Below are 22994 nucleotides of genomic sequence, written 5' to 3'. Positions count from 1 at the left end.
TTATTCGAGTGTAATCTCGTCGTGGGCGGCGTTTCGAAGCGCGTCCGAGCGGCCGTGGGTGCCGGGCGCGACGGCGACGGTGTGGAGGCCGCGCTTTGCTGCCGTTTCCAACACCGGCTTGAAATCCGTATCCCGCGAGACGACGACGACGGTGTCGACCTGCTCGTCGACGGCCGCTTCGACGGCGTCGACAGCGAGCTTCACGTCAACGTCGCCGCTTGTCGTCACGACCTCGAAGCCCCGGGCTTCGGCGGCCTGAATCAGCCCGCCGCTGGCGTTTTCGTCCACGTAGACGCGGGCGACCGCGATGGTCCCCTCATCACCCGCCAGCGCCCGCAACTCGTCGAGGTCGACGTCGAACTCCGCCCGAAAGACGTTCGGGCCGTCGACGAAGATGCCGACTCGCGTCTCACCGCGGAGCCGGTCGAACAGTCCCATACGCGGATTCGGCGGTCCGCCGACAAATAAATACTTACTCCGCCGCCGTCGAGACCCCGGTATGTCCCTTCGGACGCCACCGCTTTTCGATGCCCACACCGACGCCGGCGCGAAACTGACCGAGTTCGGCGGCTGGGAGATGCCCGTCGAGTTCGACTCCATCCGGACTGAACACGACGCCGTCAGGGAGTCGGCCGGCAAGTTCGACATCTCTCACATGGGTGAAATCGAGGTTTCCGGTCCCGACGCTGCCGCGCTGACAAACCGGCTGACGACGAACGACGTGGCGTCGCTGGCTCCCGGTGAGGCGACATACGCCGGTATCACCGACGACGATGGCGTCCTACTCGACGACACCGTCGTCTACCGGCTGCCAGACGGTGCGACCTATCTTTTCGTCCCCAACGCCGGCAACGACGAACTGATGGCGGAGCGGTGGCGGTCCTTCGCCGACCGCTGGGACCTTGCGGCCACGGTCGACAACGCTACCGACGACTACGCGATGGTCGCGCTACAGGGTCCCGACGCGCTGGAACTGCTGTCGTCGCTCGATGTCGATGTCTTCGACCTCAGCCGCTTCGAAGCGGCCGAGCGGACGGTCGCCGGCGTGGACTGTCTCGTCTCCCGAACCGGCTACACCGGTGAGGACGGCGTCGAACTGCTGTTCGAGACGGCCGCGGCCGAGACGGTCTGGTCGGCGCTGGACTGCCAGCCGTGCGGACTCGGTGCCCGAGATACGCTTCGGCTGGAGGCCGGCTTCCTGCTGGGGGGCAACGAGTTCGACCCCGAGACGAACCCGCGGACCCCCTACGAGGCGAACATCGGCTTTGCGGTCGACCTCGGCACGGAGTTCGTCGGCAGCGATGCCCTCGCGGCCCAACGGGAGGCCGGCCCCGACGAGCGGCTCGTTGGCCTTCGGCTGCAAGACCGCGGTATCGCCCGCCACGGCCACGACATCGTCGCCGCCGGTGATGTCGTCGGCGAAGTCACAAGCGGGACGATGAGCCCGACGCTCGGGGCGGCCATCGCGCTCGGCTACGTGCCGGTCGAATACACCGAGCCGGGAACGGAGCTGGCAGTCGTGGTTCGAGGCGACGAGAAGGACGCTGTCGTCGAGGCGCTGCCGTTCTACGAGTAGTGTCTTGTCCGACGGCGGCGGCCGGCAAGCCGATACCACTACAAGGCCCACCGCAAATAACACCGATATGAGCTTCGACGTTCCCGCTGACCGGCGGTATCTGGAGAGCCACGAGTGGGCCCAGCCCGACGACGATGTCGTCAGGGTCGGCATCACTGATTTCGCCCAAGACGAACTCGGCGACATCGTCTTCGTCGAGTTGCCGTCGGTCGGCGACCGCATCGAACACGAGGCCGAGTTCGGCGTCATCGAGTCCATCAAGGCTGTTTCGGACCTCTATGCCCCCGTCTCCGGAGAGGTCGTCGCGGTTAACGACGACCTCGAAGATGCCCCCGAACTGGTAAACGACGACCCCTTCGGCGACGGCTGGCTGCTCGAAGTCGAGGCCGACGGCGACGACTACGAGTCACTCCTGACAGCCGACGAATACGAAGCCCAGATAGCCTGACTGCGGCGGTGTAGACGGTCGCTACCGCCGCTTCTTCGCAGCCCATAGAAAGGTTTATTATCCAGTTCCGTTGAATGTCAGGTTTGGGTCGGCACAAACAAATAAGGTGTAGCCGGCCGTCCTTTCTAGAAGATGGTCGATTCGACCCAGCTTGCGGAAAGCAAGTCCATCCATCGAGAGACTGGGAAGACCTTTTATTATGCGACGCGGCTGCTGCCCGAGCGTGTCCGCCACCCGACGTACGTGCTGTATGCCTTCTTCCGCCTCGCCGACGAGGTCGTCGACGACCCGGGAGCCCTCTCGCCGGACGAACAGCGGCAGGAACTGCTCGACATTCGCGAGGCGGCGCTCGGTCGAACTGAGCCCGATGACCCCGTACTGGAGGCGTTCTCCGAGGTCCGCCGCCGTCACGACATTCCCGACGAGGAGGTCGAGGTGTTCATCGACGCGATGTTGACCGACATCGAGAAGTCCCGGTACGAGACCTACGAGGAACTCGAAGCCTACATGCAGGGGTCGGCCTCGGCGGTCGGGGTGATGATGACGATGCTGATGGGAACCGAAGACACCGATGCCGCCGTCCCCCGCGCCAGAGCGCTCGGTGAGGCGTTCCAGCTGACGAACTTCCTCCGCGACATCGGCGAGGACATCGAGGAACGAAATCGGATATATCTGCCGCAGGAGACGCTGGATGCTTACGACGTTGACCCAGCCGATATCGAAGCCCACCGGTTTACTGACGAACTCGGCGACGCCATCGAACACGAGCTCGAACGGGCCGAACGGCGCTACCGTGAGGGCGTCGCGGGCATCAAGTACCTTCCTGTCGACTGCCAGCTCCCTGTCCTGACTGCTGCGGTGCTGTATGCGGACCATCACCGACTCATTCGCGACCACGACCTCGATACGGTCACTCAGACGCCGTCGCTCGGCACGCTCCGTAAGCTGGCGCTTGTCGCCCGGACGCGCTGGCACTGGGCGTGGACGAAAGACCCCGAGGCGGTCTTTTCGAGGGTCAGCCCTATCTCGATGGGCGAAGAAACCGCAATACCATCCGAACGACCGCGTGACCCGCTTCCGATGGGATAGCCGGCCTGCTTCATTTTTGCTATCGTTCCGGGAAGTCGAACCGGTCCGTCCGCCAGAGCCCATAGCCGTACCCGACCGCCAGCAGCGCCGGCAGCCAGTTGCCGAAGTAGGCGTTGACGACGCCCCAGAGGATGACAAAGCTCACGAGGTCGTCGAGCATGAACCGACAGCTCTCTACCCGCGCCAGCAGACCGTTCCAGTCGAAGGCTCGGTCGAGGACGACAACCGAGACGGTCGCCGACAGCACCCAGCCGGCGTAGTTCGTCCACGGGACCTGATAGTAGAGTCCCCCGGCGTCGTAGGCCCAGAAGCCGACCGCCACGGCCGCCGGGTCCAACACGAGGTCCATCCCCACGACGGCCGCGACGACGATGGGGATTCGGACGGCTGCCCGGCGGGCCAGCGAGCCCAACAAGAGGAGACACAGGAGGTAGGCGTTGACCACAAGCGGCAGGAAGAAAAGCGGCAACGCCGCGGGGACGTGGCCGGCGAGCATCGGCCCGAGGTCGACCCCGTATTCGAAGTGGCCGTACGGGTAGCCGGTGAGAACGCCGGTAAATTCGATGGCGTAGGTGTAGCCACACAGCACCAACAGCCCTGCTGCGGCGCGTTTCGTTAGCAGCGGCGCGATGCCGGCGATGAGCGGCAGCCGCATCACCGCGACGCCGAAAAGCAAAAAGTACGGATTGAACGACAGCGGTTCCGGCAGCACGCCTTCCGCCGAACCGAGCAGCGTTATCGCACCGACGGCAGGGAAGACGACCGCGATGGTAAAGCGGTTCTCGTCGACTAGTTCGTCGAGGCGGCGCTCGACGTGCGGCCGGGCGGGAAGTTCGAAACTACGCATACGGCGTCACCTCCCACAGACCGCCCGCGAACACGACCAGTTTACGCATGCAGCATCACCCACAGCGCGCCGAGTGTGAGGGCGGTTCCGGCGGCGGTGTTGAGCGCCGGGAACCACCAGTACGCCCGTTCGGGGTCGATACCAAGGCCGGCAATGGCGGCGACGAAGACGGGATATATGCCGAGGACAGCGGCGAAAAAGACATCGACGGTTCCGAAGACGGCCGCCGCCGCCAGCCAGCAGCCACCGCAGTAGGCGTAGGTCCGACGCGCTCCGAGGACGGTCGCCGTCGTCTCGATGCCGGCCGCACGGTCGGGGTCGATGTCCGGAATCGCCGAGAAGGTGTGCATCCCCATCGCCCACAGCCAGCCGGCTGCGATGGCTGCAAGCGGCGGGCCGTCACCGGCGATACCGGCGTAGGCGACGACGCCCGGCAGGATGTAGAGGCCGTTCGACAGCGAGTCCAGCCACGGCGTCGTCTTGAACCGCAGCGGCGGGGCGCTGTACTCGACGGCCAAAAACAGGAAGCCGACCATCGCGGCGACGCCGGCCAGCGGCAACGCCGGGAGGAACGCCACGCCGAGCGCGCCCGTCGCGACGACGAGTGCGGGGACGGTCCAATCGCCGCGATAGCGAACCTCTCGCTGTTCTTTCTTCGGGTTCTCGATGTCGATGTCAGCGTCGAAAATGTCGTTGACACCGTAGAGGAAGACGTTCGCCGGCAGCAGAAAATAGGCAAACAGCGCGACTGCAAGCGGCGAAAACAGCTCTGCGGGTGTCTCGGCCGCGTAGGCGACCCCGACGACGACGGGGCCGGCGAGATACAGCCAAAAGCGCGGCCGAGACAGCCGCAGGAGATAGCCGGCGGCGGTGGCGTCGCTCGGCAGCAGGCGGTCGAAAAGCGGCTGGCTCATCTCGCGTCGTTGAGGAGTGCTTCAGCGGTGTGTTCGCCGCTTATCAGACACATCGGAACGCCGATGCCGGGCGTGGTGAACGCGCCGGTAAAGTACAGGCCCGGACAGGCGTCCGAACGGTGCGGCGGCCGGAGCAGCGCCGTCTGCCGAAGCGTGTGCGCAAGCCCAAGCGCCGTTCCCTGCGTGCTGTTGTACCGGTCGGCGAACTCCGAGACGGTGAAGGTTTCTTCGAAGACAATGCGGTCGTGGAGGTCGACGCCGGTGTTTTCGGCGATGTCGTCCAGCACGAGGTCGCGGTACCACGCCCGGGTCTCCGCATCGTCGTCAAGCCCCGGCGCGACCGGCACCAGCGCAAAGAGGTTCGAATGTCCCTCGGGGGCGACGCTGTCGTCGGTCTTCGAGGGCACACAGAGGTAGTAGGCGGGGTCGTCCGGCCAGGCCGGCGTGTCGAATATCTGCTCGAAGTGGCCGTCCCAGTCGGTCGGCAACACGAGCGTGTGGTGTTCGAGCGGCTCGACATCGCCCTCGACGCCCAGATACAGCAGAAACGCCGACGGCGAGTAGGTCCGGGAGTCCCAGTACTCGGCGTCGTACTGGCGTTCGTGTTCGGGCAACAGCTCCTGTTCGGTGTGGGCGTAGTCGGCATTGCTGACGACGCGGTCGGCATCGAAGTCGCCGGCGGATGACTCGACGGTGAACCCGTCCTTGCGGTTGACGATTTCGGTGACCTCGGCGTCGGTGACGTACTCGACGCCGAGTTCTTCGCCTAACTCGACGCAGGCGTCGACGACCGACCGCAGACCGTTCTCCGGATAGTAGACGCCGAGATTGAAATCGACGTGGCTCATCATGTTGTAGATGGCTGGCGTGTTGTTGGGCGCGCCACCGAGGAAAACCAGCGAGTACTGCATTATCTGGCGGAGCTTCGGGTCATCGAAGTAGTCGGCGACGTAGTCGTCCATCGTCCCCAACAGCTTGAGCCCGACAGGTGCGGCACGCATCACGTCGAGGGCAACCCAGTCGCGGAGCCGCGGGCGGTCCTCGTAGACGAACGTCTCCATGCCGAACTCGTAGTGGTCGCGCGAGGTCGCCAGATACGAATCGAGCGCTTCGCCGGCACCGGATTCGTACTCCTCGAAGAGCTTCCGCATCTCCTCGCGGTCGTCGGTGACCGCCGCCGTATCGCCGTCCTTCCAGAAGATGCGGTAATGTGGGTCGAGGCGTTCGAGCTTGTAGAAGTCCCCCGGCTCGCGGTCGAAATGGTCGAAAAACCGCTCGAAAACGTCGGGCATCAGATACCACGACGGCCCCATGTCGAAGCGGAACCCCTCGGTCTCCAGCACTGACGCTCGACCGCCGAGCTGTTCGTTCTTTTCCAGCACCGTCACGTCGAGGCCGGCGTCGGCGAGATAGCAGGCCGCCGAGAGGCCGCCGAACCCGGAGCCGACGACAACGACCGAACGGGTCGAAGACATACACCTTCGTACGAGCGGCACCCCTATTAAGTCGGGTGTGGGGGAGAGACTCACAGGAAAACCGCCTTGGTGGAGGCGCGCGACAGGCCGATATGGACACCGTAGTTATCACCGGTGGGTCACGCGGCGTCGGACGGGCGGTCGCAGCCGACTTCGCCGACGCCGGCGCACACGTCGTCGTCTGTAGCCGTAGCGCCGACGACATCGAGGCCGTCGCTGCTGACATCGAAGCCGACGGCGGCGAGGCCACGGCGGTTCGAGCCGATGTCCGTGACGAATACGACGCCGAGCGGCTGCTGGAGACCGCCGCCCGGGCCGGCGACGCTCCCGGCGTCGACTGTGTCGTCGCCAACGCCGGCGTCTACCACGGACCCCCCGGCGAGACGCCGCTTTTCGAGACGAGCTATTCGTCGTTCGACGACATGCTGCGAACGAACGCCCGCGGCGTCTTCGCTACGATTCGGGAGGCCGTTCCGCATCTCTCGGCGGACGCTCGCGTGCTCGTTCCGTCGGGAAACGTCGCCCGAGAGGCGAAAGCCGGCGTCGGTGCCTATGCGGTCTCGAAGGCCGCCGCCGAGGCCATCGCGCGGCAGTTCGCCGCCGAACTCGACGCCACCGTCGGCGTCGTTGACCTCGGGCGGGTCGATACGGAGTTGACGAACCACGGCGGCGGCCGCAACCCGGAATCGGTTGCGCAGATGGTTCGGTGGGCTGCTGTCGAGGCCGACCCCGAGGCGGTCGACGGCGAGGTCGTCGGCCTCGCCGAGTGGAAGCGCGCGACGGCGTAGCCGTCACGCCTCGCGGTTGTCTGGGTTTCGAACGACGAGCACGGGGCCGACGGACGCGGTTGCGAGGCGTTCTGTCTCCTCGCCGAACAGGAACGACGACAGCGACGGCGCTTTTTCACCCATGACGACCGCGTCGTGACCGGAGACGGCCTCGACGAGCGCGTCGAACGGGCTATCTCCCGTCTCCAGCCGCGTCTCGACCGAAATATCCTGTTCGCGGAGCCGTGTTGCACTTCGGTCGAGTAGTTCGCCCGCCCCCTCGGCGTCGCTTGCGAGAAACAGCGTCACGCCGATGTCGCGCCCGCCGAGCAGCGCTTCGACGAAGCTGAGGATGCGCTCGACGGCGACATCGCCGGACAGCGGTACCAAAATCCGTGCGATGTCTCCGGTCATGCCCGGAATCGTGTAGGCGTCGGCATCGACTTCCGTTGCGACCCGGTTGATCGTACTTCGACCGTCCTGCGTGAAGACGAGCCGTGAGTCGACCGTGCTCCCCGCATCCCGGAACTCGGTTTCGAGGTCGGAAAGCGCCTCGTTGGCTCGCCCTTCGAACTGCTCTTTGGCCTGCTCGGGTGGCGTCTGCTCCGGCAACTCGTGGTAGCCGAGCACGGTGACGTTGACCGTCCCGAGCAGTTCGATGAGTCCCCACGAAACTGACTGTCCTTCCAACACTTCGATTGGTACGAGTACACGTGTCATGGTTATAGTGCTCCTTTGAGGTTCACGTCCCGCGCGTAGTAGACATACCAGACGGCGGTACCGATGATGACAGCAATGCCGAGAATGCGCGACAGCGGCTGCATGAATGCGATGAGCGCGAAGCTCGCGACCGCGCCGAGGATGGGAATAACGGGATAGCCCGGCGTCCGGAAGTCCGGGTCGTACCACGACGGCTCGTCGCGGCGGAGAGCGATGAGAGCGATACAGATGAGCCCGTACATGACGAGATGGAGAAACGACGCCACTTCGGCCAGTATCTCGACGCGTCCTGTCCACGTCAGCGCGAGTATCGGCCCGCCGGCCATCCCCAGCGCGACGTGTGGGGTGCCGTATTTCAGGTTGATACGGCTGGCCGCCGACGGTAGCAGCCCATCCCGCGAAACGGCGTAAATCGCCCGCGAGGTCGATAGAATCGACGCGTTCTCGCTCGACATCGTCGCCAGCAGGCCACCGATGATGATGGCGAGCGCCCCGGCGGGACCGAGGAGTTCGCGACCGACCGCAACCATCGCCGTTTCGCCGAGCTCCGAGAGTCGCGTCGCGCCGAAGGCGCTCGTGGCGACGAATATTGTCAGCACGTAGAGCACGCCGACGACGAGCACCGACCCGACCATCGACAGCGGCAGGTTCCGCCCCGGCGACTTCATCTCACCGGCAACGGTCGCTATCTGTGCGAAGCCGAGATACGAGGTAAACACGAGCGCTGCTGTCGAGAAAACGATGCCGATGCCCGCGCCGGCCGGCAGGAACTGCTCGGGAGCGGAGGGTTCGCCGACGACGCCCAGCGAGGTCAGGACGCCTGCGCTGAGGAAGACGGCCAGAATCGAGAGCAACAGCGCCACGATGCCGTTCTGCAGCTTCGCGGCGTTTTCCGTCCCCGTCACGTTCAACACCGTAAACGCCGCCCCGAAAAGCAGCGCCAACGGGATGACGATGCCCTCGCCGACGGCGAAGCCGACCTCACGAAGCGCGTCGACAGCGTAGTAGCCGAAGCCGACGAGATAGAAGGCGGTCGCAAACACCAGCCCGAACCACAGCGACAGGCCGACAATGGTGCCGGCAAGCGTCCCCAGCCCCCTGGAGATGAAATAGTAGCCGCCGCCGGATTTCGGCATCGCGGTCGCCAGCTCGGAGGCCGGCAGCGCGACCAGCAGGGCGATGACCGCACCGATGGCGAACGACAACGCCGCCGCCGGCCCGGCACGCCCGGCTGCCAGCCCCGGGAAGACGAAAATCCCCGCGCCGATCATCGTTCCGATACCGATGGCAAGCCCGCCCGAAAGCCCGATTGTACGCTCAAGCTCCGCGCTCTCGGTGACGGTCGCCTCGTCAGTTTCGATGACAGTCTCCGACGGCCCTCCTTCGGCGCCGACTCCGGCGGGTGGGTCGTCCATACATCCCGTGGCTGCGGCCACACATATATATACGTGGCGTCGGTTCCGAAACCGCTAGGCAACGCGGGATGCCCGACAACGAAACGGGGTCACAACCCCGTCGGATGGTCGAGGAACGTCGTTTCGAGGCCCCACTCTTCGATGGGTTCGGCTATCCGACGGACGCCGAACGTTTCGGTGGCGTAGTGGCCCGCCAGAAAGACCGAAATTCCGGCCTCACGGGCCTCATGGTAGGCCTTCTGCTTGCCCTCGCCGGTCACCAGCGCATCGACGCCGGCAGCCTCGGCCTCCCGTATCCAGTCCGTCCCGGAGCCGGTGACGATGGCGATATCTTCGATGGTTTCGGGGCCGAAATCGAGCACCTGCACCGGCTGCCCGCCGGTATCGAGGTCGCCCAGCCGTTCGCGGAGGGTGGCAACCGTGTAGGGTGTCTCAGCCTGGGCCTGCTGGCCGATAGTGACGCCGCCGTAGTCGCCGAACGGCTCGGTCACCGTACAGTCGAGGAACTCAGCCAGCCCGGCAGCGTTGCCGAGTTCCGGGTGACCATCCAGCGGGAGATGAGAGACGTACAGTGGTACGTCGTTTTCGATGCAGGCAGCGATGCGGTCGTATTCACGGCCGGTAACGCGGTCGAGGCCACCCCACACGAAGCCGTGGTGGACGACGAGCAGGTCCGCGCCGGCCTCGGCAGCGGCGTCGACGGTTGCCTCGACGCCGTCGACGGCCACGGCGACGCGCTCTACGGTCCGGTCGTCATCGCCGACCTGCAGGCCGTTAGCGCTGGCATCAACATCAGCGTAGTCATCGTGGTTCAGTCGGTCGTCGAGCCGGGAACAGAGCGTCTCCAGTTGCATGCCCGGAGCCTCGGGCGGGCGGGCCTTGTACGTTCGGCGTCGCGGCGTGGCCCAGCCGCAACGAGGACGCTCCGTTCTAGCCGTCGGCGTGTGCGAAAACGAACTCCTGAAGCAGCTTGCCAGCAAGCGAGGCCGCCTGTCCGTCGTCGCGGTCGTTGACCTCGACAACGTCGAAGCCGACCGCCTGCGGGGCAACGGCCCTGACGACGGACCGCATCGTCCGTGGCTCCAGCCCGAACGGGACCGGTGTGCCGGTGCCCGGCGCATACGCCGGGTCGGCGGCGTCGATATCGACGCTGAAGTAGGCCTCGCCGTCGAAGTCGGGCGTCCAGCCGGCGACAGCCTCTGGTTCGACAACGGTTACGTCGCTTTCTGCGGCGCGGTCCCACTCGGCTTCGCTGCCGGTGCGAACGCCCAGCAGAATTGCCTCATCGGCGATGTCGAGCGCGTGGTGGGCGACCGTTGCGTGGGCGAGGTCGTTGCCGGCGTAGGACTCATACAGGTCGAGATGGGCGTCCAAACAGACGTAGACATCGGGGTCGGCCGCCCGGAGGCCGGCGACAGTGACGGTGTGTTCGCCGCCGAGCAACAGCGGCACTCGACCGTCGCGGTGGTGGTCTGTGAGTTGGCCGTCCAGAAACTGCAGGTAATCGGCGGCGTCGTCCCAGGCGGCGACGTCGCCGGCGTCGCAGACGAGGTCCGAGAACCGTCTGCCAGTGCGGTGGTCGTAGTCGTCGAACGGGCGGGCAAAGCGGCGGACTTGGTCGGGACCGAACCGGGTGCCGGGCTGGAACGTCGTCGAGACGTCCAGCGGTGCCCCGACGACAGCATAATCGGCAGCCTCACGGGAGGCGTTTGCACCGGGAAATCCGCCCATAGAAATTCAGACGACCTTGCGCTGTCCCTCGAATTCGAGGTACTCGATCTCGTCGTCGGATTCGGGGGCGAGGTCCTCAGGGATGCGCATCGTGATGGTCTCGTAGGTTTCGAGGTCCATCACCTGCATGTCGTCACCCGAGACGGAGACAACCTGTCCCTGCTTTCGGTTGACGATGGGTACCCAGACCTTCGCGTCGACCGGCTGGGTGAAGTTCCGCTTTTGGCCGTCGAAGACGCCCGTTCCCTCGACACGGGCTTTGGCGCTCCCGTGCTTGCCCGGCTTCGAGGTGCTGTAGGAGGTAATTTTCGACGGGACATCTTCGATCATGACGTAGTTGCCTTCCTGAAGGTCTCGGACCTCTTTTTGCTCTTTGGGCATACCAATCGGTTCCAATCGCCGGCGTATAAACAGTTTGGAAACGCATCCGGTTCGACAGGCCGCCACGAAGATGTCGCTGCGGTCTCCGCCGCAGCTACGCCGATTCGTTTCTGAGCGCGACAACGTCACCGCCGTAGGTCCCGGCGTAGACCGTTCCATCGAGGACCGCCGGAGCAGCGTGGACGGCGCCCTCGACATCGACGCGCCACAACGCCTCGCCATCATTGGCGGCATCGAAGGCGTACACGTTCCGGTCGCCGCTGCCGAGATAGACAACGCCGCCAGCGACGGTCGGTGCCGACTCGATGCGGCTGTTCGTGTTCGTCCGCCACAGCGCTTCGCCGTCAGTCGTCGCCGCGACAACGTCGCCGCCGGTGCTGGCCGCGTACACTGTCCCATCGGCGACGGCCGGCGACGCCTGCACCCGTCCGTCGAGCGACAGTTGCCAGCGCTCCTCGCCCTCGGCGGCGTCGATGGCGTAGAGACGGCCATCCCAGCAGCCCACGTACACCGTTCCGTCGGCGACGGCCGGCGACACAGAGCCGGCCCCTTCGGTGCGGAACGTCCAGCGTTCTGTACCGTCGTCGGCAGCAATCGCATAGACGTTGCTGTCGCGGCTGCCGACATAGACGGTGTCGCCGACCACGGCCGGCGCGCCAGTGACGCTGTCGTCGGCGTCGAAGTGCCACTGCTCTTGGCCGCTGTCGGCATCGACGGCGTAGACGGTGCGGTCACCGCTGCCGACGTAAACAGTCCCGTCAACGACCGCAGGTGCTGAGTCGATGCCGTCGCCGGTCTCGAAGACCCACTCGTCGTCGCCGTCGGCAAGCGCATAGAGGTTGCCGTCACTGCTGCCGACATAGACCCGGTCTCCGTCGGTGGCTGCGGCGGCGGTCACGTCGCCGTTGGTGCTGTACTGCCAGCGTTCGGTGCCGTCGTCGGCGTCGATGGCGTACACCGTGAGGTCGTCGCCACCGATGTAGACCGTGCCGTCAGCGATGACGGGTGCGGCTGTCGTCCGGTCGTCGAGTTCGAACGTCCAGTCGGCCTCGACCGCACCGGCCGGACCGGCTACGCCCGGCGGAGCAGCCGTCCTCGTTGCGTCGTATCCGACCATCGGGACGGCGCTTGCTGGCTCCGGCGTCTGTTCGGGCGTCGGTGTCTGTTCGTGTTCCTGACCGGCCGGCGTTCCGTTTTCCGCATCCTCGTCAGTATCGCTGCAGCCGGCCACCGCTGCCGTCGTAGCGGCACCGATGGCAGCGACGACGCGTCGTCGAGTCCATCGCATGCGCCACGGTGGATGCGCCGGGGTATTCAGTGTTGGTCTCCGACAGGACTCCACAGCTCCATGCGGCGGTGTTCCAAGGGCTCTTTGGGTGATGGCAGAAACGCCTGAAAATTAGCACGCGGTTTTATTTTCTCGCTTGACGAAGCGTCGAAGCTGTATGCAAAACCACGGGAGGCGACCATGACCACACACCGGGAGCCGCTCGCATCCGTCGTCGAGACGGTTGGCGAGACGCCGCTCGTGCGAGTGCAAGCGAGCCCGCCCGACGTTCCTGTCTACGCCAAACTCGAATCCTTCAACCCGGGGGCAAGCATCAAAGACCGGGTCGGCGTCCACATCATCGAGGGACTACTGGAGTCCGGCGACCTCGACCCCGGGGGCACCGTCATTGAGCCGACGGCCGGCAACACCGGCATCGGAATGGCGATGGCGGCCACCCAGTACGACGTCGACGCCGTCTTCACCGTCCCCGAGAAGTTTAGCGTCGAAAAGCAGGTACTCATGCGGGCGCTCGGTGCCGACATCGTCAACACGCCGACCGAGGAGGGGATGGGTGGTGCCATCGAACGCGCACACGAACTCGCCGCCGACGAGCCCAACGCCGTCGTTCCCCAGCAGTTCTCGACGGACTTGAACGTACAGGCCCACGCGGAGACGACTGCGCCGGAGGTCTACGAGGCGCTCGACGGCGAGGTCGGCGCTATCGTCGCCGGCTGCGGGACCGCCGGGACGCTGATGGGGATGGCCCGGTATGCGCTCGATACGAACCCCGCGACACACATCGTCGCCGTCGAGCCGGAGGGGTCGGTCTTTCGTCGGGCGGCGGGCGATGATGCCGAAGCCAGCGAGTACAACATCGAAGGCATCGGCACACACGACCACACCACAAACGAGCTGTTCGACCCGGAGCTGGTCGACGAGATTCAGTCGGTGAGCGACCGGGACGCCCAAAAAGAGCTGAAGCGGCTCGCTGCCGAGGAGGGACAGCTCGTTGCAACGAGCTCGGGGGCCGCAAGCGTCGTCGCCCTCGATGTCGCGCGCCGTGCCGCTGACGGCGACCTTAGCTTGCCACACGATACGGTCGTGACGGTTTTTCCTGATTCCAGCGAGCGCTACCTGTCGAAAGGTATCTACGACTCCTACGAGGAGTGGATTCATGGAGCCGACTGACCCTTCCGACGAGACGGACGAGGAGCCGGCCGACGGTCGCATCGAGACGCAGGCGATCCATGCCGGCCAGTCGCCTGACGCCGAGACCGGCGCGATTATGCCACCCATCTACGCCACCTCGACCTACGAGCAGGACGCCCCCGGTGAGGACCGCGGCTACGAATACTCCCGGACGGGCAACCCCACGCGGACGGCCCTTGAGGACAACCTCGCCGCGCTCGAAGGCGGCGACTACGGACGGGCCTTCGCCAGCGGCATGGCCTCTATCAATACGGTGCTGAATCTGCTGTCGGCCGGCGACCATGTTGTTGCCGGCGACGATGTCTACGGCGGCACCCACCGCCTCTTTCGGGAGGTCTTCGAGCAGTACGACCTCTCGTTTTCCTTTGTCGATACGACCGACCTCGACGCCGTCGAGGCGGCCATCCGCCCGGAAACGGAACTGCTCTGGGTCGAGACGCCGACCAACCCGCTGTTGCGCATCAATGATATCGAGGCGCTGTCGGCCATCGCCCACGACCACGACGCGCTCTGTGCGGTCGACAACACCTTTGCCACGCCGTATCTGCAACGCCCGCTCGAACACGGCGCAGACATCGTCTCACACTCGCTGACGAAATACCTCGGCGGCCACTCCGACGTTGTCGGCGGCGCGCTCGTAACCGACGACGCTGACCTCGACGAGCAGTTGGGCTTCTATCAAAACAGCGTCGGCGCGACGCCCGACCCCTTCGCTTGCTTTCTGGTACTCCGTGGCACCAAGACGCTTCCTGTCCGCATGGACCGCCACTGTGCGAACGCCGAAACCATCGCCGAAAAGCTCGATGCCCACCCGGCCGTCGACCGCGTCCATTACCCGGGTCTCGATGACCACCCCGGCCACGAACTCGCGGCCGAACAGATGGACGGCTTCGGCGGGATGGTCAGCGTCGAACTCGATGCGACGCTTGAGGAGACGCGTGAGGTTGTCTCCTCGACGGAGGTGTTCACCCTCGCTGAGAGCCTCGGCGGCGTCGAAAGCCTTCTCGAACAGCCGGCGACGATGACCCACGCCTCGATTCCGCCCGAGGAGCGCCGCGCTGCGGGGCTTACTGACGGACTCATCCGGCTGAGCGTCGGCACCGAACACGTCGATGACCTCTGGGCCGACCTCGAAGCGGCCATCGAAGACGCTGTCGAGTACTGACTGTCCGGGCAACGACGCCCCCGCGATAGCCGACTGCCCGACCAAACGTTGCATTCCCGAACAAAAAAGCTGCAACCGAACATGTAGCGGCCGAAAGATATCCTCCTTCGCCCGCTACCCCGAGTATGGGCACACACACCAGACGCCGATTCGTCCGTGGAACAGCAGCTGTTGCGGCAACCGGCGCGCTTGCCGGCTGTAACGGGAACGGGAATGGAAACGAAAACGGAAACGGCGACGACGCCGCTCCCGAGGACCCAGCGGAAGCAGCCGAGAACTTCCTCAACGAACACGATGCGAACCAGTATGACGGGCTTGTCGACCGGACTGGTGAAGACGAAATCACCATCGACAACGGGGCAGGTCCGAACGGCTTCGCGTTCGACCCTGCGGGCGTCCGTATCGATGCCGGTACGACTGTCACGTGGGAGTGGACCGGCGAGGGCGGCGCCCACAACGTCGTGTCCGAGCCCGACAGCGACTTCGACCTAGAGACCGAACTTGTCGACGAAGAGGGATTCACCTACGAGGTGACGTTCGACGAACCGGGCGCCGCGCTCTACGTCTGTACGGCCCACCGTGCACAAAACCAGTACGGCGCCGTCGTCGTCGAGTGACGTCGTCCGCGGTCGTTCTTTTTGCTAGTGACATCCTCCGCGCCGTGAACGGCGCGGCTTCCCTGCGTGGGAATACCAGCTAATTACTGGCAGTGGGTTTCGACCCGACCTCACCGAGCGTCATCTGCTCTGATTGGCTCTGTTCGGTGTGGGTCGTGGTGCTGTCACAGGCACTCCCATCCCGAGGCGAGTCATTGCCTGCCGGTTTCAGCGGCACGCTCTCTCCCCACGGGTCTGCCCGCTGTGCGATATTGATAGCGCCGTTTATATCACCCTCAAACGTCGTGATGTGGCACCCGTCGTTCGTACAGTGGAACGCTCCGCCACTGTCTCGATAGCCGATGTGACCGCACTCGTGGCACGTTTGCGAGGTGTATGCGGCGTTCACGTATTCGACCGGGATACCAGCGGCTCGCGCTTTGTCCTCAATTCGGTCCTGTAACCGAGCGAACGCCCATGCGTGGAGTCGCCGGTTCATGAATTTGCCGCAGTCCAACGATTCGCGGATGTACGTCAGATCCTCCATCACCAGCACCGGCTTCTCGAATCCACGGGCGTACTCGACAGCCTGCCGAGACGCCTTCTCGACAATATCCGTGAGGGCGTTCTGGTAGTGGTCGAATCGCTCGTCTATGCGCCACTCGGCGGCGTCACGCTCTTGCAGGCGTTTGAGGGTGGTGTGCATCTCTTTGCGGAGATGCTTCGCACGGCTCCCGTCACACACAAGCGGGCGGGTCGGTGAACCGTCTCTGAGGGCACAGCCCATGATAAGCGACGATTCACCAATGTCCAGACCGATGTGCGTCACGTCGTCGCTGTCGGTATCGTAGTCGGCGTCCTCGACGGAATACTCGACGGCGACGTGTAGCTTCCATGATGTGCGATTCTGTATCAGTTGGAGTTGACCGGGCGACACGTTCCCGTCCAGTAGGTCGGCCCACAGTTGCTCCTGTTCAGGATTGATGCGAAGCGGTACCCAGAAATTCGTCCCACGTCCGGGTTGCGGGACTTCCCACACGTAACTGTGTGTTCGCTCCTCTGAGTAGTCGAAGCTGGCGGCACGGTTGACCATCCGTGTCGGGTGGTCGTCACTCAATTCCTGTGCATCGTCCAACGACGGCACGTAGTTTTTGAGTGCGTCTTTGACCTGATACGGCAGGTCGTAGGGCGTCACAATGTCGTTGACTGCCGACTGCGTATCAGCGCCAGCCTCGAACGCTTCGTGCAGCCCCTCGTGATACAGGTCGTGGAGTTGCTGTAGCTTTCGCTCTTTGTGAGCTGTCGGCGGCGCGAGTGTCGCTTCGAGCGTCTTAGTCGGCATCAGTGGCTTCTAATCCCTTTTCGATTAGCTCGCGGTATGCTCGCGGGTGGCGGATACCGTTCTCACGGGCATACTCTTTAACCCGTTCGTGGAGGTCGCCATCCCGCTCCATGTCTACGTCGGTTCGCACAGAGCTATGTAAGCATCCATGTAACTAAACTCTTACGTCTGGTATTCAATCAGGCGTCAGTCCCGGCGGTTGTCGCCCGGAGCTTACGCGATTCCCTCCCGGCGTAAACGCCGGGATTCCCTCGCTGAATCAAGATGGCCGCCGCCGCGGCTGCGGTCGTGGCCGGTGCGTTCCGTCGTCGGGCTTCGAGTTACGATAGCCGCTTGGCAACCGCCTCGGCCAGCCGTTCGACCGCTCCTGCGCCGACGAGTCCGAGGTTCGGTTCGATGAGTTCGACCTCCAGCACGAGCAGACCATCGTCGCTGTCGACGTAGTCGACGCGGGCGTAGGGGAGGTCCGCCGGTGTATACCCGGCCTGTTCGCAGGCGACGTCGAGCACCGCCCGGGCGGTCTCCCGCGTCTTGTCGTCCGGCTCGTAGCCGAACGCCGGGGGCTCGAAATCGCTGAAGTCATCCGGTTTCGTCGGGTCGTTCCAGGCGTGGCTGTACTCGCCGTCGACGAACACGAGAGAGCGCTCGCCGTGTTTGATTTCCGGGCGGTACTGCTGGACGACGACATCGCTGTCGGCACAGGCGGCCACAAACCGCTGTTGGTCGGCGGCGGCGGTTTCGAGCGTTGTCCGCCAGACGCCCTCCGACCCCGCACCGACAGCCGGTTTCACGACGGCTTCGGCCCACCCGTGTGCTTCGAGAATTCCTTCGAGCGATGTGTCAGTACCGGCGTCAAGACACACCGACGGCGGTACCGGGAGCCCGGCGGCTGCGAGGTCCTGATAGTAGGATTTGTGGGCGTTCCACCGGACGACAGCCAGCGGGTTGTAGACAGCGACCGCCGACGCAGACAGCGCCTCAAGGAACGACAGGAACCCATCGAGGTCGGTGTGGTAATCCCAGCAAGCCCGAATCAGGGCGGCATCGTAGTCGCCGAGGCGGTCGACGTCCGCCGTCGACCAGACGACCGGCTCGGCATGGATGCCACGGCGCTTGAGTTCGTCAGCGAGCGCCCGCCCGTCCTCGGTCAGGTCGGGATGGTCACGGCCGGTCAGGAGCGCGACGGCGGGCGAGTCGTCGGTCATTCGAGCGCCTCCCGGAGTCGGTCGCCGTCGAACGCCTCACGAAGCGGGGCCTCCTCGGGGTCGACGAACGGGTCACGGCGAACGGACAGCACGTAGTGGGTGACAGCCTCGACGGCAGCAAGGTCGACCAGCACACTCGAGGACGTGTTCTGCTCGCCGGCCGGCGTCGTCATCCGCACCAGCGTCTCGTCGAGCAGCGTCTCGTCGTCGTAAACCTGTACGGTGATGTCGACGGACCGCTCCTCGTCGGCGCGGTTTTCGAGGGTGAGCTCGATTTCGATGCCGCCGCCGGCGGTGCGCCGGAAGGTGTGGTCGAGCAGCTCGATGCCGAGGTCGTTCGGGGCGGGCGTCTCCTCGGGAGCCGCGTCTTCGTCGGTGCCGCAACCGGCGACGACAACAGCACCCGTAGCGGTGACGGAAGCGACGAACTCACGCCGGGAGATCATAGACGGCGGTAGTCCGGCTGGTGGATTAACGCTTGTTTCTTCCGCTCCAGCGAGGGGGCTGCCGCGTACGACGCCGCGCCACCGCTGGAGCGCCCGCCGTCCCGGTAGCTGACGGTGGCCTGCGACTATCGAATCTGTGCTCTCGCCTGCGAGCGCGTGACGCTATTCGGTCCCCCGTATTTCCTCTATTTCGGTTAGCTGAGTGCTAACACGGCCGATTCTGCCCAGAAAGCATATATCTACCCCCGGGTTCTATTCGGGGTGCCCCTACCCATGTCGTCGGACCCAAGTACGGCCGCGGCGGTGGCAGCCACCGTCGGTTCGCTGTTGTGCTGCGGTTGGAGGCAGGTTCGGCGGCACCAACGAAACGAAACCAAACATGACACGAAAACCCAATCATAAACTGCGGGCCATCTTCCTGGCATCGCTGATGTTCTTCTGGCTCTTTGCCGGAACAGCGGCGCTTGCGGGAAGTGCGGCTGCGAACACTCCTGACGCAAACGTTGAGTATGCAAACCAAGGTTCTGTCGTCTGGCAAGGACAAGATGTCTTCGTCTTTGGTGACGACATCAACCAAACAGATGGCTACGAGCTCCGTAGTGTCGACTCGTTTGAGGGCGGCAGCGTCGACTCCAGCTCGTTTGAAAGAGAAATCAGTAGCGGTGATATATACGGAGACATTGAGGAATTCCGCAGTGATTTCTCCGGTGGCGCAGAAGACTTCCTTAACACCACAATCGGTAATAGCGACAGCACGAGCGAAGCCAATCTTGATGATCTGCTTGACGCTGGTCTCTACGTAGTCAAGATAGGCACCGACAACCTCGATGCTGACGACTACTTCCTCCGTGGTGGGAATTTACCACCTAGCCCGGCTGAAGAGGACACGTTTGAGACAACCATCCAGAGCCTTGACGTTGAGTTCGACGAAGACGACCTCCCGGCTCTCAGCGATGACTGGGGCGACAGCACGGTCGAACTCGACATCGACTCCCGCCGTGGGACCTACTCGCTCAACGTGAGCGCTGACGGCGACCTCGACGACGAGGAACTGTTCAACATCTTCACTTGGAACGAACTCGACAGCTTCGAGAACTTCGAAAACATCAGCACTGTCGAGCTCAACGACGACGAAGACGGCGTCGACGTTACCGACGATGACGGCAACGAAGCCGAGTTCGACAATCCGTTCGACTTCATTCAGAACGCTCAAAACGAGCTTGGCGACGTCGGCTACGACATGGAAGCGCAACTCCGTGTCGGCGTTGACGGTGACGCCAACTACGACCTCGGCGAGGTTGGCGGGAACGTCAATCCGGTCGGTAGCTGGAACGTCGTTCTCTACGAGGACGGCGTTGACGACGCCGACGAGCAAATTCTGCTCTACCAGATTCGCGACACCGCCGAGGACGTGAGCTTCTTCGGCATCGACGACGGCACGTATGACTTCGACTTCGAGGTCCACGACACCGAAGCCGAAGCTACCGCGAGCGCAACCGTCGACGACGAGGACGTCAGCATCGACTTCAGTCAGGGTGTCTACACCCAGACCGCCGGTGACATCGTCCACGTCGAACTTGAACTCGAAGACACCGACGAAGCCCTCCTCCAGTTCGGCAGTGAGGACGCCGGCTTCGTCGACATCATCTACGTCGAAGACGACAGCGACAGCGGCAGTGTCGAATTCTGGCTCAACACCCGGATGATGGGCACCGGCGCTGACTCCAGTTCGATGCTCTACTCCGACGACGACATCGTCGAGAGTCTCATCGGACTTGCGAATGAAGAGGGCCCGGAAATCGAGGGCGAGAAATTCGACGACATTGAATCCGGTGAGTTCCCCTACACGAAACTCGCCGAAAGCAACAACTGGGAAATCGTCCCCCGATTCTACGACGATGACGACACGGATGACGGCGACCGGGTCAACTTCCAGGAGTACCTCGAAGAACTCGACCTGATTAGCAACGATGACGACCACCCGACGACACAGATTGTCCGGCCGCTGCAGGCGACCGATTACGACCTCGTCGCGACCGCATCCAGCGAGTTCATCGCTGAGAACGGCGTCTCAGATGTCGAAGACGAGGACGGCTTTGCGACGCTGGACCTGCAGCGTCCGTCACTTGGTGACACGGTCATCTGGACCGGTCCCGAAGAAAACGCTGACGACAAAGATACCATCGAGGAACTCATCAACGACAGCCCGCTGACCGAGCGTGACGAAATCGCGATTGATGACCTCCTCGTTGCCCAAATCGAGGCATCGGGCATCTTCGGGATGCTCGTCGAACTCGAAGGCGACTTCGACCCCGTCATCCCTGATGAAGAGGAGGGCTTCAGCGCCCACACGCTCTACCAACTCGCCGTTGACCAAGCGGCCGACGACGACTCCGATTTGACTGGTGAAGGTATTTCCTTTACCTTCGAGGATGTCGACCCGATTGGCAACCAGGACGCCAACGAGCTTGACCTCCGAGACGCCCGTCCCGGCAACGTCTTCATCCTTGCCGACAACGAGGCTGGAGAGCTGTACATCGTCGTCGACACGGACGCCGAGCCGTTCGACCGCAGCCTCCGCGACGGTGCGGAGTTCGAGGTCTCGCTGGAGTACGAAACCGACGACAGCGACCGGTTCACGTTCCTCGATGCCGACGACATCGAGGATACAGCCGACGAGAATAACCTCGGCTACAATTCGCTGGAAGGCCAAGACATCGACGAACTCGGCCCGACAGGCGGCGCTGACGGCGATGTCGGCGACGAAGCCTACCCGTACTTCCGCCCCGGTGAGAACGCCGTGACGTCGGCGACGTTCACCTTCGCGACTGGCAGCGCACAGTTCGACAACGTTGAGGACGGCCTCGTCGTCATCGAACCCAGCGACGAGGCAACCATCTCCGGCACGACCAACATCGCGCCCGGGTCGAGTGCCTCCGTTCGCGTCCAGCAGCGCGGTGACACCGCCAGCTTCCTCGAAACACAGAGCGTCGACATCGAAGAGGACGGCTCCTTCGAAGCGACGATCAACTTCAGCAACCGTGACGAAGGCGACCAAGCCCGCGTTGGCTTCCGCGTCCGCGGGAGCACGGTCGTCCAACAGAACGGTATCTTCGGCGAACTCGAAGCGGTCGAGGAGACGCCGGAAGAGACGCCGGAAGAGACACCGGAGGAGACCCCGGACGACACGCCCGAAGAGACACCTGAAGCGACGCCTGACGACACGCCCGAAGAAACACCCGAGCCTGACGACCAGGCCGGCTTCGGCGCTGTCATCGCGCTCATCGCGCTGCTCGGTGCGGCGCTGCTCGCGACTCGACGGCGTGCTGACAGAAACTGACCGACGCGGCTGACGACTGACTGCGCCCTTCGGGCGCAGGGCGTTCATTCATTTTTGCCGGTGCAAGAACACCACGCGCTTGTGGTTCTCCGTATCTAGGCTGTTAGCTGAGAACCGCGCCGATGTAGATGAGGATGGCGACGATGATGATCATCGGCCCGGTGGCGATGCCCAGATAATAGGAGCTGAGGATCCCACCGATGACGGCGACCTGTCCGAAGCCGACCGACATGAGCATCCCGCGGTTGAAGCTGCCTGTCACCTGCATCGCCGCTGCGACGGGGATGACGAGCATTCCAGCCACGAGAATCGCGCCGAGTATCTGCATCGCCGCGACGACCACGAGCGCCGTTAGCACGATAAGCAGCGTATCGTAGAACCAGACGTTGATTCTGGCGAGCCGTGCCGCCTCACGGTCGAAGGTGATGAACTTCAGCTGTTTGTGTGTGAGTCCGACAACAAGTCCCACAAGCAGCGTGAGCCCGACCATCAGCTGGACGTTTTCGAACGGGACGAACAGGATGTCGCCGAAGAGGTAGCTCTCGACGGTCGCGCTGAAGACAACACCGTAGGAGATGACGGCGATACCGACCGCGAAACCGCCGGTCAGCATGATGGCGATCGGGATATCGGCATAGCCGTCCGTTTTGACAGCGACGTACTGCATGCCGAGTGCGGCTATCGTGGCGACGACGAGCGCCCACACGAGCGGGTAGTTGAGGTCGGGAACCGCTGCGCCGACGAACAGCCCGATGGCGACGCCACCGAAGGCGGTGTGTGCCAAGGCCTCGCCGATGAGCGCCATCTGTCGGTTGACGAGATACGAGCCGACAACCGGGGCAGTAAAGCCGATGAGGACACCGGCGGTGAAGCCGTGCTGGAGGAACGAACTCGAAACCAGCCAATGGTCGTTGAAGATGACCTCCATCACACCCCAGAAGCGCTCGAAGAGCGGCGGGAACAGCCAGACGATGAACACCGCAAACGCGACCAAGAGGACGGGAATACTGAGTGCTCGCGTGCTGTATTCGCGATTCCGGATGTTCCCAACGGCCACG

At 64.0% G+C, this 22994-nt stretch carries 23 protein-coding genes; 8 read left to right on the top strand and 15 right to left on the bottom strand.

Translation table 11 applies throughout. The features are described 5' to 3' along the window. A complete protein-coding gene (locus NP_RS11765; RefSeq protein ID WP_011324091.1) occupies positions 1 to 438 on the bottom strand; it encodes an NYN domain-containing protein in 438 nt (145 codons plus the stop codon). Positions 439 to 499: 61 nt separating this feature from the next. On the opposite strand from NP_RS11765, the gene gcvT reads away from it, so the two are divergent. From gcvT to NP_RS11750, 3 genes are all read left to right on the top strand, one after another. Continuing rightward, complete coding sequence (gene gcvT / locus NP_RS11760) at positions 500 to 1576, top strand: glycine cleavage system aminomethyltransferase GcvT (RefSeq protein WP_011324090.1); 1077 nt, start codon at positions 500 to 502, stop codon at positions 1574 to 1576. Positions 1577 to 1643: 67 nt separating this feature from the next. After that, positions 1644 to 2024, top strand: a complete 381-nt coding sequence (gene gcvH / locus NP_RS11755) for a glycine cleavage system protein GcvH (protein WP_011324089.1) — start codon at positions 1644 to 1646, stop codon at positions 2022 to 2024. A gap of 132 nt (positions 2025 to 2156) precedes the next feature. Then, entirely contained in the window at positions 2157 to 3113 is a 957-nt protein-coding gene (locus NP_RS11750; RefSeq protein WP_011324088.1) for a phytoene/squalene synthase family protein, read from the top strand. A 19-nt stretch (positions 3114 to 3132) separates the two neighbouring features. Here NP_RS11750 and cruF read toward each other — a convergent pair whose 3' ends face one another. The 3 genes from cruF to NP_RS11735 are packed head-to-tail and all read right to left on the bottom strand — an operon-like array spanning position 3133 to position 6349. Then, positions 3133 to 3960 carry a bisanhydrobacterioruberin hydratase gene (cruF, locus tag NP_RS11745; RefSeq protein WP_011324087.1) on the bottom strand — a complete coding sequence of 276 codons (828 nt, stop codon included), beginning with the start codon at positions 3958 to 3960 and terminating at the stop codon, positions 3133 to 3135. Positions 3961 to 4001: 41 nt separating this feature from the next. After that, a complete protein-coding gene (locus NP_RS11740; RefSeq protein WP_011324086.1) occupies positions 4002 to 4874 on the bottom strand; it encodes a prenyltransferase in 873 nt (290 codons plus the stop codon). Beyond that, positions 4871 to 6349 (bottom strand): phytoene desaturase family protein, encoded by a 1479-nt coding sequence (locus NP_RS11735; protein ID WP_011324085.1) that lies wholly within the window; start codon positions 6347 to 6349, stop codon positions 4871 to 4873. The genes NP_RS11740 and NP_RS11735 overlap by 4 nt, the downstream gene beginning before the upstream one ends. A 92-nt stretch (positions 6350 to 6441) precedes the next feature. Here NP_RS11735 and NP_RS11730 point away from each other — a divergent pair, with 92 nt between their 5' ends. After that, a complete protein-coding gene (locus NP_RS11730; RefSeq protein ID WP_011324084.1) occupies positions 6442 to 7137 on the top strand; it encodes an SDR family NAD(P)-dependent oxidoreductase in 696 nt (231 codons plus the stop codon). Between the two features lie 3 nt (positions 7138 to 7140). Here NP_RS11730 and NP_RS11725 read toward each other — a convergent pair whose 3' ends face one another. The 6 genes from NP_RS11725 to NP_RS11700 form a co-directional block, all read right to left on the bottom strand. Beyond that, entirely contained in the window at positions 7141 to 7836 is a 696-nt protein-coding gene (locus NP_RS11725) for a universal stress protein (RefSeq protein ID WP_011324083.1), read from the bottom strand. Between the two features lie 2 nt (positions 7837 to 7838). After that, a complete protein-coding gene (locus NP_RS11720; RefSeq protein WP_011324082.1) occupies positions 7839 to 9251 on the bottom strand; it encodes an APC family permease in 1413 nt (470 codons plus the stop codon). A gap of 89 nt (positions 9252 to 9340) precedes the next feature. Next, positions 9341 to 10105, bottom strand: coding sequence for a Nif3-like dinuclear metal center hexameric protein (locus NP_RS11715; protein ID WP_011324081.1), 765 nt, complete (start codon positions 10103 to 10105; stop codon positions 9341 to 9343). A 76-nt stretch (positions 10106 to 10181) separates the two neighbouring features. Beyond that, positions 10182 to 10982, bottom strand: a complete 801-nt coding sequence (locus NP_RS11710) for an arginase family protein (protein ID WP_049939710.1) — start codon at positions 10980 to 10982, stop codon at positions 10182 to 10184. A 6-nt stretch (positions 10983 to 10988) separates the two neighbouring features. Next, positions 10989 to 11363: a translation initiation factor IF-5A gene (locus tag NP_RS11705; RefSeq protein WP_011324080.1), complete on the bottom strand. Its 375-nt coding sequence runs from the start codon at positions 11361 to 11363 to the stop codon at positions 10989 to 10991. 94 nt (positions 11364 to 11457) lie between these two features. Continuing rightward, positions 11458 to 12651 (bottom strand): outer membrane protein assembly factor BamB family protein, encoded by a 1194-nt coding sequence (locus NP_RS11700; RefSeq protein WP_011324079.1) that lies wholly within the window; start codon positions 12649 to 12651, stop codon positions 11458 to 11460. 180 nt (positions 12652 to 12831) lie between these two features. Here NP_RS11700 and NP_RS11695 point away from each other — a divergent pair, with 180 nt between their 5' ends. The 3 genes from NP_RS11695 (at position 12832) to NP_RS11685 (ending at position 15624) form a co-directional block, all read left to right on the top strand. Next, positions 12832 to 13821 (top strand): PLP-dependent cysteine synthase family protein, encoded by a 990-nt coding sequence (locus NP_RS11695; protein ID WP_011324078.1) that lies wholly within the window; start codon positions 12832 to 12834, stop codon positions 13819 to 13821. Continuing rightward, positions 13808 to 15007: a cystathionine gamma-synthase gene (locus NP_RS11690; RefSeq protein WP_011324077.1), complete on the top strand. Its 1200-nt coding sequence runs from the start codon at positions 13808 to 13810 to the stop codon at positions 15005 to 15007. Before NP_RS11695 ends, NP_RS11690 begins: the two co-directional genes overlap by 14 nt. A 125-nt stretch (positions 15008 to 15132) precedes the next feature. Beyond that, positions 15133 to 15624, top strand: coding sequence for a halocyanin domain-containing protein (locus NP_RS11685; RefSeq protein WP_011324076.1), 492 nt, complete (start codon positions 15133 to 15135; stop codon positions 15622 to 15624). 79 nt (positions 15625 to 15703) lie between these two features. Here NP_RS11685 and NP_RS11680 read toward each other — a convergent pair whose 3' ends face one another. From NP_RS11680 to NP_RS11670, 4 genes are all read right to left on the bottom strand, one after another. Further along, positions 15704 to 16945 carry an RNA-guided endonuclease TnpB family protein gene (locus tag NP_RS11680; RefSeq protein WP_011324075.1) on the bottom strand — a complete coding sequence of 414 codons (1242 nt, stop codon included), beginning with the start codon at positions 16943 to 16945 and terminating at the stop codon, positions 15704 to 15706. Beyond that, positions 16935 to 17075, bottom strand: coding sequence for a hypothetical protein (locus NP_RS14815; RefSeq protein ID WP_011324074.1), 141 nt, complete (start codon positions 17073 to 17075; stop codon positions 16935 to 16937). Before NP_RS14815 ends, NP_RS11680 begins: the two co-directional genes overlap by 11 nt. 190 nt (positions 17076 to 17265) lie before the next feature. Next, positions 17266 to 18150, bottom strand: coding sequence for an ATP-grasp domain-containing protein (locus NP_RS11675; RefSeq protein WP_011324073.1), 885 nt, complete (start codon positions 18148 to 18150; stop codon positions 17266 to 17268). Further along, the gene (locus NP_RS11670; RefSeq protein ID WP_011324072.1) at positions 18147 to 18596 is read right to left on the bottom strand and encodes a hypothetical protein; all 450 of its coding nucleotides are present in this window, start codon (positions 18594 to 18596) and stop codon (positions 18147 to 18149) included. Before NP_RS11670 ends, NP_RS11675 begins: the two co-directional genes overlap by 4 nt. A gap of 379 nt (positions 18597 to 18975) precedes the next feature. Here NP_RS11670 and NP_RS11665 point away from each other — a divergent pair, with 379 nt between their 5' ends. Continuing rightward, positions 18976 to 21936 (top strand): BGTF surface domain-containing protein, encoded by a 2961-nt coding sequence (locus NP_RS11665; RefSeq protein ID WP_011324071.1) that lies wholly within the window; start codon positions 18976 to 18978, stop codon positions 21934 to 21936. Positions 21937 to 22039: 103 nt separating this feature from the next. Here NP_RS11665 and NP_RS11660 read toward each other — a convergent pair whose 3' ends face one another. Beyond that, positions 22040 to 22993 carry a metal ABC transporter permease gene (locus NP_RS11660; RefSeq protein ID WP_011324070.1) on the bottom strand — a complete coding sequence of 318 codons (954 nt, stop codon included), beginning with the start codon at positions 22991 to 22993 and terminating at the stop codon, positions 22040 to 22042. Between the last annotated feature and the right edge of the window lies 1 nt (position 22994).

Origin of the sequence: Natronomonas pharaonis DSM 2160, assembly GCF_000026045.1 — an archaeon.
GTDB classification, from domain to species: domain Archaea; phylum Halobacteriota; class Halobacteria; order Halobacteriales; family Haloarculaceae; genus Natronomonas; species Natronomonas pharaonis.
This window is presented reverse-complemented; position numbering and strand designations above follow the sequence as displayed.

Excerpts from the sequence above, each read along its gene's own strand:
- NP_RS11765 (WP_011324091.1), bottom strand. The coding sequence starts at position 438 with ATGGGACTGTTCGACCGGCTCCGCGGTGAGACGCGAGTCGGCATCTTC.
- gcvT (WP_011324090.1), top strand. The coding sequence starts at position 500 with ATGTCCCTTCGGACGCCACCGCTTTTCGATGCCCACACCGACGCCGGC.
- gcvH (WP_011324089.1), top strand. The coding sequence starts at position 1,644 with ATGAGCTTCGACGTTCCCGCTGACCGGCGGTATCTGGAGAGCCACGAG.
- NP_RS11750 (WP_011324088.1), top strand. The coding sequence starts at position 2,157 with ATGGTCGATTCGACCCAGCTTGCGGAAAGCAAGTCCATCCATCGAGAG.
- cruF (WP_011324087.1), bottom strand. The coding sequence starts at position 3,960 with ATGCGTAGTTTCGAACTTCCCGCCCGGCCGCACGTCGAGCGCCGCCTC.
- NP_RS11740 (WP_011324086.1), bottom strand. The coding sequence starts at position 4,874 with ATGAGCCAGCCGCTTTTCGACCGCCTGCTGCCGAGCGACGCCACCGCC.
- NP_RS11735 (WP_011324085.1), bottom strand. The coding sequence starts at position 6,349 with ATGTCTTCGACCCGTTCGGTCGTTGTCGTCGGCTCCGGGTTCGGCGGC.
- NP_RS11730 (WP_011324084.1), top strand. The coding sequence starts at position 6,442 with ATGGACACCGTAGTTATCACCGGTGGGTCACGCGGCGTCGGACGGGCG.
- NP_RS11725 (WP_011324083.1), bottom strand. The coding sequence starts at position 7,836 with ATGACACGTGTACTCGTACCAATCGAAGTGTTGGAAGGACAGTCAGTT.
- NP_RS11720 (WP_011324082.1), bottom strand. The coding sequence starts at position 9,251 with ATGGACGACCCACCCGCCGGAGTCGGCGCCGAAGGAGGGCCGTCGGAG.
- NP_RS11715 (WP_011324081.1), bottom strand. The coding sequence starts at position 10,105 with ATGCAACTGGAGACGCTCTGTTCCCGGCTCGACGACCGACTGAACCAC.
- NP_RS11710 (WP_049939710.1), bottom strand. The coding sequence starts at position 10,982 with ATGGGCGGATTTCCCGGTGCAAACGCCTCCCGTGAGGCTGCCGATTAT.
- NP_RS11705 (WP_011324080.1), bottom strand. The coding sequence starts at position 11,363 with ATGCCCAAAGAGCAAAAAGAGGTCCGAGACCTTCAGGAAGGCAACTAC.
- NP_RS11700 (WP_011324079.1), bottom strand. The coding sequence starts at position 12,651 with ATGCGATGGACTCGACGACGCGTCGTCGCTGCCATCGGTGCCGCTACG.
- NP_RS11695 (WP_011324078.1), top strand. The coding sequence starts at position 12,832 with ATGACCACACACCGGGAGCCGCTCGCATCCGTCGTCGAGACGGTTGGC.
- NP_RS11690 (WP_011324077.1), top strand. The coding sequence starts at position 13,808 with ATGGAGCCGACTGACCCTTCCGACGAGACGGACGAGGAGCCGGCCGAC.
- NP_RS11685 (WP_011324076.1), top strand. The coding sequence starts at position 15,133 with ATGGGCACACACACCAGACGCCGATTCGTCCGTGGAACAGCAGCTGTT.
- NP_RS11680 (WP_011324075.1), bottom strand. The coding sequence starts at position 16,945 with ATGCCGACTAAGACGCTCGAAGCGACACTCGCGCCGCCGACAGCTCAC.
- NP_RS11675 (WP_011324073.1), bottom strand. The coding sequence starts at position 18,150 with ATGACCGACGACTCGCCCGCCGTCGCGCTCCTGACCGGCCGTGACCAT.
- NP_RS11670 (WP_011324072.1), bottom strand. The coding sequence starts at position 18,596 with ATGATCTCCCGGCGTGAGTTCGTCGCTTCCGTCACCGCTACGGGTGCT.
- NP_RS11665 (WP_011324071.1), top strand. The coding sequence starts at position 18,976 with ATGACACGAAAACCCAATCATAAACTGCGGGCCATCTTCCTGGCATCG.